Annotated in this window: 15 protein-coding genes; 3 read left to right on the forward strand and 12 right to left on the reverse strand. The window is 69.6% G+C overall.

Annotated elements, in window-relative coordinates:
- Positions 1 to 396: 396 nt before the first annotated feature.
- Positions 397 to 2,214, forward strand: coding sequence for a protein kinase domain-containing protein (locus NBX02_RS14500; RefSeq protein ID WP_250291748.1), 1,818 nt, complete (start codon positions 397 to 399; stop codon positions 2,212 to 2,214).
- Positions 2,215 to 2,461: 247 nt separating this feature from the next.
- On the opposite strand, the gene NBX02_RS14505 is transcribed toward NBX02_RS14500, so the two are convergent.
- From NBX02_RS14505 to NBX02_RS14540, 8 genes are all read right to left on the reverse strand, one after another.
- Positions 2,462 to 3,724, reverse strand: a complete 1,263-nt coding sequence (locus tag NBX02_RS14505; RefSeq protein WP_250291750.1) for a serine hydrolase domain-containing protein — start codon at positions 3,722 to 3,724, stop codon at positions 2,462 to 2,464.
- 68 nt (positions 3,725 to 3,792) lie between these two features.
- Complete coding sequence (locus tag NBX02_RS14510; protein ID WP_250280791.1) at positions 3,793 to 4,383, reverse strand: hypothetical protein; 591 nt, start codon at positions 4,381 to 4,383, stop codon at positions 3,793 to 3,795.
- Position 4,384: 1 nt separating this feature from the next.
- Positions 4,385 to 4,747, reverse strand: coding sequence for a PadR family transcriptional regulator (locus NBX02_RS14515; RefSeq protein WP_250280792.1), 363 nt, complete (start codon positions 4,745 to 4,747; stop codon positions 4,385 to 4,387).
- A 287-nt stretch (positions 4,748 to 5,034) separates the two neighbouring features.
- Positions 5,035 to 5,253 (reverse strand): type II toxin-antitoxin system HicA family toxin, encoded by a 219-nt coding sequence (locus NBX02_RS14520; RefSeq protein WP_250280794.1) that lies wholly within the window; start codon positions 5,251 to 5,253, stop codon positions 5,035 to 5,037.
- Entirely contained in the window at positions 5,253 to 5,471 is a 219-nt protein-coding gene (locus tag NBX02_RS14525) for a type II toxin-antitoxin system HicB family antitoxin (protein WP_250280796.1), read from the reverse strand. Before NBX02_RS14525 ends, NBX02_RS14520 begins: the two co-directional genes overlap by 1 nt.
- 599 nt (positions 5,472 to 6,070) lie before the next feature.
- On the reverse strand, positions 6,071 to 6,727 hold the full coding sequence (locus tag NBX02_RS14530; RefSeq protein ID WP_250291751.1) for a C1 family peptidase: 657 nt from the start codon (positions 6,725 to 6,727) through the stop codon (positions 6,071 to 6,073).
- Between the two features lie 325 nt (positions 6,728 to 7,052).
- Complete coding sequence (locus tag NBX02_RS14535) at positions 7,053 to 7,358, reverse strand: protease inhibitor I42 family protein (RefSeq protein ID WP_445548438.1); 306 nt, start codon at positions 7,356 to 7,358, stop codon at positions 7,053 to 7,055.
- A gap of 146 nt (positions 7,359 to 7,504) precedes the next feature.
- Positions 7,505 to 7,744 (reverse strand): MMPL family transporter, encoded by a 240-nt coding sequence (locus NBX02_RS14540; RefSeq protein ID WP_250280802.1) that lies wholly within the window; start codon positions 7,742 to 7,744, stop codon positions 7,505 to 7,507.
- A gap of 201 nt (positions 7,745 to 7,945) precedes the next feature.
- On the opposite strand from NBX02_RS14540, the gene NBX02_RS14545 reads away from it, so the two are divergent.
- Positions 7,946 to 9,523 (forward strand): AAA family ATPase, encoded by a 1,578-nt coding sequence (locus tag NBX02_RS14545; protein ID WP_250280804.1) that lies wholly within the window; start codon positions 7,946 to 7,948, stop codon positions 9,521 to 9,523.
- Positions 9,492 to 9,806 (forward strand): LppP/LprE family lipoprotein, encoded by a 315-nt coding sequence (locus NBX02_RS14550; RefSeq protein WP_445548443.1) that lies wholly within the window; start codon positions 9,492 to 9,494, stop codon positions 9,804 to 9,806. Before NBX02_RS14545 ends, NBX02_RS14550 begins: the two co-directional genes overlap by 32 nt.
- Before the next feature lie 44 nt (positions 9,807 to 9,850).
- On the opposite strand, the gene NBX02_RS14555 is transcribed toward NBX02_RS14550, so the two are convergent.
- From NBX02_RS14555 to NBX02_RS23225, 4 genes are all read right to left on the reverse strand, one after another.
- Complete coding sequence (locus tag NBX02_RS14555) at positions 9,851 to 10,624, reverse strand: SDR family NAD(P)-dependent oxidoreductase (protein WP_250280824.1); 774 nt, start codon at positions 10,622 to 10,624, stop codon at positions 9,851 to 9,853.
- A gap of 349 nt (positions 10,625 to 10,973) precedes the next feature.
- Positions 10,974 to 11,354: a type II toxin-antitoxin system death-on-curing family toxin gene (locus NBX02_RS14560; protein ID WP_250280806.1), complete on the reverse strand. Its 381-nt coding sequence runs from the start codon at positions 11,352 to 11,354 to the stop codon at positions 10,974 to 10,976.
- Positions 11,351 to 11,557, reverse strand: coding sequence for a ribbon-helix-helix domain-containing protein (locus NBX02_RS14565; protein WP_250280808.1), 207 nt, complete (start codon positions 11,555 to 11,557; stop codon positions 11,351 to 11,353). The genes NBX02_RS14560 and NBX02_RS14565 overlap by 4 nt, the downstream gene beginning before the upstream one ends.
- 105 nt (positions 11,558 to 11,662) lie before the next feature.
- Positions 11,663 to 11,791 carry a hypothetical protein gene (locus NBX02_RS23225; protein ID WP_445548439.1) on the reverse strand — a complete coding sequence of 43 codons (129 nt, stop codon included), beginning with the start codon at positions 11,789 to 11,791 and terminating at the stop codon, positions 11,663 to 11,665.
- Positions 11,792 to 11,854 lie beyond the last annotated feature (63 nt).

Here is an 11,854-nt window from a genome sequence, read left to right on the forward strand (position 1 = left end):
CTAGTCGTCGGCAGCGTCAGATGTGTATAAGAGACAGGCCGGGCGGGTGCGCGCGGGAGGGGCCGCGGTGGCGGCCCACCCCCGGACGGGCGCGGCCGTCGGCGTCGGTGTGGCGGTGGCGCCGGATGTGGCGCCGGATGTGGAGGTGGTCGACATCCTGCTTCCCCTTTCCGTGCGGAGCTCCCCAAGGGAAAAGAAATCTTTCCGTTGATACCTTGAGATCATTAATATACTAGATCAAATTTCCGAGATCCAGAGAAATTTTTTTGCCCTACGTCGATAACGCCGAATGATCGACATAAGCCACCTGGCGCCGGCAGCGGGTGACGGGTATCAGGGAGAATCAGGTGCGCCAGCCGCCGGTGCCGCGGGTGGACGGCGTCCGAAGGGAGAAGCGTGCTCCAGCCACTGTCCAGCGACGACCCGCGACAGATCGGGCCATACCGGCTACAGGGCCGGATCGGCGCCGGTGGCATGGGCACCGTCTACCTCGGGTTCGGCGCGGACGGCCGGCCGGCGGCGGTCAAGGTGCCCTCCCCCGGCCTCGCCGACGACCCGGAGTTCCGCAGCCGCTTCCGCACTGAGGTCGCCGCCGCCCGGCGGGTACGCGGCGGCAGTGTGGCCGCCGTCCTCGACGCCGACCTCGACGGCCCGCGCCCCTGGATGGCGGCCGAATACGTCGAGGGCCGCAGCCTGACCGACGCGGTGGCCGGGCGCGGGCCCTTCACCGGGCACCTGCTCGACGGGCTGGCGGTCGGGCTCGCCGACGCCCTGGTCGCCATCCACGCCGCCGGCGTGATCCACCGCGACCTCAAGCCGTCCAACATCCTGGTCACCTGGGAGGGCCCGAAGGTCATCGACTTCGGGATCGCGCGGGCGGCCGACTCGACCAGCCACACCCGCACCGGCACCCTGATCGGCACCATCGTCTGGATGGCCCCCGAGCAGCTGCGGGGTGAGCGCGCCGGCCCCGCCGCCGACATCTTCGCCTGGGGCGCCTGCATGGCCTTTGCCGCCACCGGCCGCCAGCCGTTCGCCGGCGAACGGCCCGAGGCGGTCGCAGTACAGATCATGACCGCCGAGCCCGACCTCACCGGCGTCCCCGCCCACCTCGCCCCGGTGCTGGCCACGGCGCTCGACAAGGACTCGGCACGGCGCCCGACCGCCGCGCACCTCGTCGCCCGGCTCGTCGGGCACGACGTCGCCGACGCCGGCGAATCCGTCCGGGCGACCGAGACCGCCCTGGCCCGCTGGTGGTTACTGACACCCCCGCCCACCTCGGCGCCCGCCGGGCCGCCGCCCGCCGCCGGGCCGCCGGCCGACGCCTACCAGCAGCCGTTCCAGCAGCAGTCCTATCCCCAGGCGCCCTACCAGCAGACGGCGCCACCGGGGTTCGGGCACACACCGGCCCACCAGCCGCAGTGGGACCAGACACCGGCCGGCCATCACCACCCACCACACAACGCACCGGGCCATGGCCCTGATTACGGCCCCGGTCACAGCCCCGGTCACAGCCCGGGCCCGGCGTACGGGCCGGTGCCGCCCGGCCCGTCACGGCCTCGCCGGCGCGGCCGGCTCGCCACCGTGGTGGTGGCGCTGCTGGCGCTGGCCGGCCTCGGCGGGGTGGCCACCGCGCTGACCCTGCGTGATCGGGATTCCCAGCTCAGCGCGCAGACCAGCGTGGCGTCACCGTCATACCCGCAGGTCACCAGCTCGGCCCGGACGTCGACGGCCCGCCGCAGCCCCACCGCGAGCCCACGCAGCGCCACCCCCACCCCCCTGGTCTCGCGCACCGGCACGCCGACGGCGGACGCGACGGCCGGGCAGCTCACCCTTGCCGAGGCCTCGAACATGCTCAACGAGCGCGGTTTCACCGTGACCGACCGCTCCGGCTTCGTGCGGGGACGGGCCCTCAACGTCCTGATCGGCAGGAAGGCGGACTCCCCGGCCGTCCCCCAGCAGTTCGGGTTCTTCTTCGTCGGCACCGAGATGATCGGCAAGGACTTCACCGACCCGAGCGCCGGCATCCGCGTCGCCACGGCCCGGGACACCGTCGTCGTGCTGCGCTACGCCCTGTACAAACCCGCGGACCAGACATGCTGCCCGACCGCCGGAACGGCCGACGTGACGTTCCGCTGGGACGGAACGAAGCTGAACGTGGACCCCGCGACGATCCCCCCGAGCGACCCCGCCGCCAACGGCAGCCGCCGCTGACCCGGATCATGTTCCGGCCTGGCGGCCCTACCGTGACCGGGCGTCCGCAGCCGGCCGGGCCGTCGGTGGCGGATACGGGCTCCGGAGATGGCTAAGAGCCCCGGCCGGCACGCGGTGTGCCGGGCGCGAGGCCCTCGGGTCCCTGCGTCGCTCCTACCGGGTCCGCGTATGCCCAGAAGGTCCCAACAGCGCGGGAAACCTGGAATCCCGTTTCCCAAACGGCGAGATATCCCATCGGCCGGTGGTGTCAGGAACGAGGTATCCCGCACAGAGCGTGGTCGGCTGCCGTTGCGAGCGCGGCCTCGGCGGCCGCGGGGGCGGGGTGGATGGTGCTGGCCAGGACGACCGTACGGGTGGTGTCCTCGTTCCAGAACGCCATGGTCTGGTATCCGAAAATGGCGCCGCTGTGGCCCCAGTTCGCTCCGCAGCGGTCCTGGACCCGTTCGATCCCGAGGCCGTAACGGAAGTCCGGGTCGGCGGGATTCTCTACCGTGGTGGTCTTCATCTCCTGGAGCATCCGGGCACGGAGCAACTCGCCGCCCATCAGGGACCGGTAGAAGTGGGACACGTCCTTGGCGCTGGAGACGATGGCACCGGCCGCCCAGGCGTGCGAGGGATTGAGCCCGGTCACGTCGAACGGCCTGCCGTCGGCCGTGGGAACGAGGTCGGCCGGGACGTATCCGTGGGCGTAGTAGCCGGGTAGCTCCCCGGTGGTGGCGGGGAATGATGTGTCGGCCAGGCCCAGTGGCTTGAAGATCCGTCGTTGGAGTTCCTCGCCCAGCGGGTGGTGAGTGATCGATTCGACGAGCAGGCCGGCGACGATGTAGTTGGTGTTGGAGTACTCCCAGGCGGTACCGGATGCGAACGCACCCGGATGGGTTTCGGCGATGGCTACGAGTTCCGTCGGGGCGAAGACCCGATTCCGGACGATGCCCGCCACCAGGCTGGGGTCGGCTGTGTAGTCGAACAGGCCGCTGGTGTGGTTGAGCAGCTGTCGAACAGTGATCTTGTTTCCGTTCCGCAGCAGGCCTGGTAACCAGCGTTCCACGGGACGGTCAAGGGTGAGGCGTCCCTCCCCGACAAGCTGGAGTACCACTGTGGCTACGAACGTCTTCGTGATGCTGCCCACCCGTACCCGGGCCTGCGGCCGCAACGGCGCACCGGTGGCCAGATCGGCGACCCCCGCGGCGGCCTGGCGGATCCCACGGTGGTCCTGCACTCGGACCACCGCGCCAGGGACGCCGGCGGCGATGCCGTCGCTCAGCAGCGTGCGCAGCTCGGGGTCGATCCTCGACGTGTCCGGCTCGGGGGCGGGATGCGCTGCCGTGCCGGCCAGGGCTGGTGCCGCCCCCGCCAGCAGGGGCGAGAGCAGAACGACGGTCGCGAGGAACGCAACGACCGGGAGGACCGTGCCAGAAGACTTCAGCCGATGTGCCCGGTGCGGGCCGCGCACGTCCGGTGAGCGGCGCCACGTGTCGGTTACAAATTCGCGGAATGCATGCCATGTCATTGCGATCTCCAACGGTTTCGCCGGTATGACAGGCCGGATCCGCCTGGCTCCAGCGCCGGGCCGCGATGTCATGCCCGGCCGCCACTTCTTTCCTCTTCGACGGCCAGTGGGGCCTGGCGGCGCTGCCGCTGCCAGGCGGATATCAGCCGCCACATCCGTCCGGTGACGAAAGCCCCGGCGAACATGAGCACGTAGACCAGCGGGGTCCAGGCTCCCCCGACGGATGTATGCGTTCCGTCGAGATAGGTGAATGTCTCGTCGCTGATCAGATAGGGGACCCCGGTCCAGCGGAAGGTGCCGGTGGCATGCGGGGCGATCGTGGTGATCCCGGCGTCGAAGGCGGTCCTTCCGGCGTGCTCGAGCAGCGTCATGAGGACGTCGACGCCGAGAACGGTGACGGCCGCGGCGGTCCAGGACGGCCGCCGGGACAGCTCGCCGTACTCGGCGGCGAGGTAGCCGGCCGCGAGGATGCGCAGATCACCGAGCTGGCGCACGGCCTGCCGGGCGCCGACGTCCTCGGCCGCGGCCCGCAGGTTGTCGCGCAGTTCCCGACGCCGGATGATCCGGGATCTACGCGGCAGGTCCTGCAGCCGGGCGTTCATCGTCCACACGGCGCGTTCGATACGCAGCCGGTCGAGAGTGCTCCGCGAGGTGGCCATGTCAGGTGTCCTCCGTTGAGGTGGGCGGGTCGGGAAGGCGCCGGACAAGCACGGGGTGGACCACCTCGGCCAGTGACAGCCAGCTTGCGGTGCCTTCCGCCAGAGCCTGGGTCCCGGCCGCGGTCGACCGGTAGTACTTGCGGGCCGGGCCGGACCGGGAGGCGACCAGGCGCGCCTCCACCCGGCCCTCGCGTTCCAGGCGTGCCAGCGCCGGGTACACGCTGCCCTCGCTGATGTCCGTCAACCCGAGCTCCCGCAGTCGCTGGACGACTTCGTAGCCGTAGGACTCACGCTCGGCGAGCAGCCGTAGCAGCAGCAACGACAGGACGCCCTTGAGGAGCTGGGGATCATGCGTCGGCGTCATAGATGAAAGCTAAGCCGAGTACCTGGCATTGTCAAGTAGTAGGTATAAGCGAGATAGGGCATGGAAGACCGGACACCGGACCGCATGCCGCCGGCGGCGCGCCGGAGAACACCGGAGAACAGATGCCGCGGCTCCACCGGACACGAGCCAAGCCGGGGAGCGTCTCGCTCCAGCACGAGGACGACTGGTGCGTGACCGGGCCAATAGCCGTGACCGGGCCAATAGCATGGCGTCGATGCCGACGCTCCTGATCGTCCACCACACGCCCCCGTCGTCGGGCGCGGCTGCTACGGGGCGAGTTCGTCGATCGTCAGGCCGATGTCGCTCAGGATGCCCCGCAAGGTGCCCTTGGCCAGGTCGCGGTCGCTGTGTACCGGGACCGTCGTTCCACGCCCGTCCGGGTGACGCATGATGTGGTGGCTGCCGTTGACTCGCGCCACCTTGAAGCCGTGGCGCTCCAGCGCGTGGACGACACGGATGCCTCGGACGGAGGGAACCGGAGGCATCAGGCCGCCACGGTGACGGACAGCTCCCGAGGAACCCCGAACTCCTCGATCAGGCCGACGAGCGCCTCGCGGAGGTCGTCCAATGCCTCCTGCTCGGTCGCGCCCTCGCCATGGGCGCCCACACCTGGACGCAGCTGGGCATGCGCGCACCACACGCCGTCCTCGTCACGCTCGATGACGATCGGGACGGTGACCGTAGTCGTGCGTGACGCCGCCATACGCCCACGATATCGCGGGCGCTGTCCTGGCACGGAACGCTCGCCACGGTCCGTGAAGCCCGCCAGGAACCCGGCACCACCGCCGCGGCGTCCCGGATGGCCCGGTTGAGGGCTGGCTACTGTGATCAAATGGTTGCCGGTTCGCCCCGGGATGACGAAGCGCCGACGCCCGGCGCGGTCGCGGCGATGGCCGCCGGCAATCATGTGTGTCCGGTCTGGCGCAACGAGCTCGGTGGTCTCACCTTCGAGATGACGGGTCCTGCTGATCGACGTTTCGTCAGGTGGGCGCCGGCCGGCACCTGAACCTGACCGGCGGAAGCGGCTCGCCTGCGTTCAGCCGCGCCGTTCACGCAGGTTCCGTCGGTGCTCGACGAGAGGCGGGACGGGGCGGGCAGCTGACTGATCACAGCAGGTCTTCCGGGGCACAACGCGGTCGACCCGGTCTGGAAAGCTGATCCGTTGCGCGACATCGAGGCTCGCGGAACGCCCGACACCCGTCGTGCAGATGCACCCTTGTTGTTGCACGGCACGACGGGTGGTTACCGGGAAAGGCTCGGCGAGCCCAGTCGTCGGCATTGGCGGTATTCGATATCAGGTATTTACACCTGGTACTGTCGCAGGTCCACGCCGCTGAGCTGGTCGTAGGTCCGCAGGCGCATTCGGAAAAGGCCGTTGTCGCCCCAGCCGGTGCCCCAGCTGTTTGCGTAGACGATCACGCTGTCGAACACGTTCCGCGTGTCGAGATCAACCCCGATCGCCTCGACCTCGTGGCCGCCGGCGACCCCGCTGGACCGCCATTTGGGGTCAGCGTCGATGAAGCCGGCGGCGTCCGGGTGGAAGAACGCCGCGTACCACGGCATTCCTTGCAGCACCGGGCCGTGCTGGAGCAGCTGCAGCAGACCGTAGGCGGTGCGGGCGAACCGATATCCCTTGATCGTGCCACGTGACTTGAGTACCTTGCAGATGGCCAGGCCGGACGAACCGGTATCGTCCGGTGGGTAGGTGCCGGGATAGCCGTCCACGACGGTGGCATCCTTGTACAGCGTGACGGCAAAGTCCTCCAGCGCCTTGCCGTTGCCCGCCGCGGGCAGAGCCCTACTGCCGACCGCGCTGTAGAAGGGTTCGGTGCCCAGCGCCCCGGTGCCGGCGTTCCCGGTGCACGACCCGAGCTCGCCCTGGTCGAGGATGACAATCCGGCGGTCCCAGAGCTGGTCCACCAGCTTCCCGGACATCGCCGCGACATCGTTCTCGACCATGTACGCCAGACTTCGAGCATCCAGCCACAGGTTGCGGCCGAGCCGCATTCCCTCGTGGACCGTCTCCTCGTATTTGCGATAAAGCAAGCCGCTTTCGAGTAAGCCATGAAGCGAGGCCATCCAGCCACCTCCGGTTGTCACGTCGGACGCGTTGATCATCATTGACGACGCGCCACCGATGATTCTGACACAGCGGGACGCAGACGGCTGGCATTTCTACGACGTCTGCGGTGCGCCGAGTTCCGCAGCCGGCCGGTACTCGCCGCGCGTGCGCATGCACGGATTCCACCGCCGGCGAGACGGCCGCGACGGAGCAAAGAGAAGATCAGTCCGCCACGTCGAGCTGAACGTCGAAGGTGTCGGTCACCTGGGACGACCAGCTACGCTTCTTCACCAGCCGGAGCAGCACCGGGCCGGGCTGCAGCGGCTCGAAAGTGAAGATCCGCATGCCGCCGGCGCCACGCGGCTCGGTCGGGCCCTCGTAGCGGTCGCCGATCGCTCGCAGCAGGGCCGGGTCGGTCTGCGCCTGCCAGCGGTAGCCGGTGGTCGGCGTCTCCGGCAGCTCGCAGACCACCGGCTCGCCGACCCGAACCGTCCGGCGCCTTCCAGCGTCAGCCTTCGCCAGGTACATACGTCCAGTGTGCGTGCCTGCGTCCGCCCCCGGCTACCACGAATGCGTGTCCCTCTCATTACGGATCTGGTATTGACGCATGCTCTGTATACCTTTCTATGGGCACGGTGGCGATACAACTGGCGCGGTTCGAGCAGTGGCGACGATCACGAGCGGTTGCGCTGGAAGCCTCCGGGCGGCTCGTTGACGGTTCTCGGCGAGGTCGCCGCCGCCCGCGAGGAATGCCGGAAGCTCGGCGGCGCCATGGTGCGGGCGGTGTTGGTGTCGGACCGGCCGGCCTTCAGGCCGGCGCGATGCCTGGTGATGATGAAGAGTGCGTAGTCGATACCCACGCCGAGGCCGATGAGGGCGCCGAGCGTCAGGGCGAGACCGGCGATTCGGAGCATGGCACTGAGACGAGGACCCGCCGCGGGCGTGAGTGACTCGGCGGTGACTTCACGGGGAAGCCGGATGAAACACGTAGAGCCATGCGGCCGCCCCGAGGAAGTATGGCTCTCCTGACGTCACAGCGGGTCGCTGATCGTCGATCACGGTAGGCTGGCACGCAGAGGACGCGCCACCGCGGGACCGTGGAGGGGAAGGACCGGATGAGCCGTCGGTTCAACACGGCTGGTCCGTGCAGCCCCGTCGACCATTACATGATCCCGGCGCTGGAACGGCTGCCGGCGGCGCCGGCCCTCGTCGGCCAGAATGCCTACTTCGTCGTTCATGCCCCCCGCCAGACCGGCAAGACGACCGCGCTGCGCGCGCTTGCGCAGGACCTGACCGCCCGGGGCCGCTACGCGGCGCTGCACTTCTCCTGCGAGGTCGCCGAAGCCGCCGGTGACGACTACGGCGCGGCCAACCGCGACATCCTCACCCAGATCAGGATCAACGCCGAGAGCCAGCTGGCAACGGATCTTCGCCCGCCGGCCTGGTCCGCGGAGTCGGAAGGCAGCCTGCTGCAGGTGGCCCTGCGGGCGTGGGCGCTGGCGTGCCCACGCCCACTCGTGCTGTTCTTCGACGAGATCGACGCGCTACGCGGACAGAGCCTGATCAGCGTGCTCCGCCAGCTCCGCGCCGGGTTCCCGACCCGATCCCAGGAGTTCCCCGTTTCGGTTGCCCTGTGCGGCCTGCGTGATGTCCGCGAATACAAGGCGCTCGCCGGCGGAGATCCGGACCGTCTCGGGACCGCGAGTCCCTTCAACGTCAAACTGGAGTCCCTTCGGCTCGGAGACTTCACGCCGGACGAGGTCGCCGAGCTCTACGGTCAGCACACCGCCGAGACCGGGCAGCGGTTCGCCCCGGGTGCCGTCGAACACGCCTACGAGCTCACCGCCGGCCAGCCGTGGCTGGTCAACGCACTCGCCCGCGAGGTCGTCGAGAAAATGGCCGTGCCCGCACCCGAACCAGTCACCATCGCGCACCTCGAGGACGCGAAGGAACGGCTTGTCCTGGACCGCGCCACGCACCTGGACTCGCTCGCGGCCAAGCTCGCGCAGCCGCGGGTCCAGCGGATCATCGGCCCCCTCCTGGCGGGTGATCCGTTCGCTCTCGAGCCCTACGACGATGATCTCGTCTATGTTCGTGACCTCGGCCTGATCGCGCCAAAGGCTCCGGTCCGGGTCGCGAACCCGATCTATCGGGAGGTCATCGCCCGGGTCCTGTCGTCGAGCATCCAGGAGAGCGTCACCGCCGATCCCCGGTCGTTCGTCCGCCCGGAGGGCGGTTTCGACTTCCCCAGGGTGCTCGACGAATTCGCCGACTGGTGGATCGAGAACGGTGACTTTCTGGTCAGGACGGGCTTCTACCACGAGGCGGCTCCCCAGCTGATCCTCATGGGATACCTCCAGCGTGTCGTGAACGGCGGTGGGTTTGTCGAGCGTGAGTACGCGGTCGGCACGGGTCGTGTCGACCTGCACATCCGCTGGCCCTACGTCACCGCCGACGGCTCCCGCCGTGTCCAGCGTGAGGCGTTGGAGATCAAGACCTGGCGTTCGAAGAAGACGGACCCGCTCCGCCAGGGCCTCAGGCAGCTCGACCGCTATCTCGACCGCTTCCAGCTCGGCACCGGCACCCTGGCCATCTTCGACCAGCGCCCCGCGGCCCCCCCCATCGACGAACGTACCGCCATCACCACGGTCACCAGCCCCGCTGGCCGCCCGATCACCCTGCTACGCGGGTAAGGGACAAAGCCGGACAGCGTCTTCGGGGCACGACCAACGTCTCGCCGGGCAGCCCGTCGTACCGCGCTACGACCTGTACGACCCCGCGGACAGGATCCGCTGCCCCTCCGCCGGAACGGCCGACGTGACCTTCCGCTGGGACGGAACGAAGCTGAACGTGGACCCTCCGACGATCCCCCAAGCGACCCCGCCGCCAACAGCAGCCGCCGCTGACCCGGAGCAGGGGACGGAACGAGTATGTAAGTGGCTGCTCCAGCGACCACTTACATACTCGTTCCCGTGACTCGGCCGCCTCGGCTTGGCCGCCGGTTCGGGTGGGCGGGGGTGTCAGGGCCGGCGGTGGACGTCGCGGGCGGAGGCCTGGTCGCGGGGGAAGAGGTCCAGCCGGGCTATGGTCACGTGCGGTGGGCGGGTGACCGCCCAGGTGACGGCGTCGGCGACGTCGTCGGCGGTGAGGGGGACGGTGCCGGTGTAGACCGCGGCGGCCCGTCCGGCGTCCCCGTCGAAGCGGACGAGAGAGAACTCGGTGTCCACCATGCCCGGGGCGATCTCGATGATCCGCACCGGCTGGCCGAGCAGTTCCAGCCGCAGCGTCTGGACGACCGCCGCCGCGGCGTGCTTGGCCGCGGTGTACCCGCCCCCGCCCGGGTAGACCTGATGGCCGGCGACACTGGTGACCACGACGATGCGGCCGTCACCCGAAGCGACCAGCGCGGGCAGGAAGGCCCGCACGGTACGGGCGACCCCGGCGACGTTGGCCTCCCACATCCACCGCCATCGCTCCTCCTCGGCCTCGGCCTCGTCCGCCGCCGCCACCGGGGCCAGCCCGAGCGCGCCGCCGGCGTTGCACACCACGACCTCGCAGGAGGCGACACCGGCCGCGAACGCCTGGACGGACGCGGCGTCGGTGACGTCCAGGGGACGGCTGCGGGCCGCCGGCCCGATGTCGGCGGCGACCGCCGCCAGCCGGTCGGCGCGGCGCGCGCCGAGCAGGACGTCGAAACCCGCGTCCGCCAACGCCCGCGCGCTGGCGGCACCGATCCCGCTGCTGGCCCCGGTGACCACCGCCAGTCCCCGGCGGGCATCGGCGCTGGCGGCCACGGGACGCGCGGCAGCGGAGGATTCGGCAGTGGAGGGCTCGGCGGAGCCAGGAGGAAAACCGGAGGAGCCGGCGGGGCCGGTCGTCACAGGAGCCGTATCGCAGGCGTCAGCGGACACGACCGCCATTGTCGCCTGCCAAGGCCAGGAAGGTGCCCCCTGCCTGGCGTCCCGAGCCGGGCCGGCTCCAGGAACCGCGGATCCGGACCTATCAAGATCCAGATCTGTCATAAGTACAGTTATGATGACTACAGGTCTACAAGCACCTGGTCTACAAGCACTCGGTCGGAAGCAGGTTGTGGCAGCTCCTGGCGTCGTCAGCCTTCCGGCATGAGCTGGCCAGCCGTTGTGCTCAATCACCGTCCAACGGCACGACACGCAGCCGATGGGTGATCTCCTCGACGTCCGCGACGCCTTGGGCGACGTCCATGACAAGGTCGAACGCCTCGTCGTCGGAAAGGCCGGTCGCATGTCTGTTGACGTCGAGGAACACCACTGCCGCCAGCCAGGCCAGCCGCTTGTTGCCGTCGACCAGAGGGTGACTGCGGGCGATCGAGTGCAGGAGCGCGGCGGCCTTCGACGCGAGGGTCGGGTAGGCGTCCTGACCGAACGCGCTCGATCGCGCCCGGGCCGCCGCCGCGTCGAGCAGGCCGACGTCCTGTACCGGAGCGGTGCCCAGGCCGCGTACCAGGGTGAGCAGATCCTCCAGGTCCAGGTACTCGACAGGGCTCACACGCTGCCCAGGCGGGCGAGCACATCCCCCCACCGCTCGAGCATCCGATCAGCGCTGTCCCGCACCCGGGCAGCATGACCGGCCCGCTCGTAACGCTCCAGGACGGCACGTCGGATGATCTCCTGCCGGGAGGCGCCCTCGCTGGCTGCCAGCACCGTCAGGGCGTGCTCCAGCTCCTCGTCGGTACGTACCGTCAGGGCCATGTCGGTAACGATACCAGTCCGATACCAAGAACATCACAGCGTCGGACGGCAAACGATCGCCGCTTCCGCCGGCCGCTGTATGCCCACTGTTACCGGGACTCGCTGTTACCGGGAGCCGTACGGGTCGCGTAGCGGCTGGCTGGCGTATGCCTCCCGGACCGTCTGGTCGGCCCGCGCCGCCGGGCCCGGCGCTATCACGAGTTCAACCTCGGCAACAGGCCCAGGCACGCTCACAGTTTCCTCGTTTTTCTCTCCCTCGCCGCCCGCCGCGTTGGCCTGCTGGGAAGAAACCCTCCA

This window comes from Protofrankia sp. CiP1_Cm_nod1 (assembly GCF_920888515.1).
Classification (GTDB): domain Bacteria; phylum Actinomycetota; class Actinomycetes; order Frankiales; family Frankiaceae; genus Protofrankia.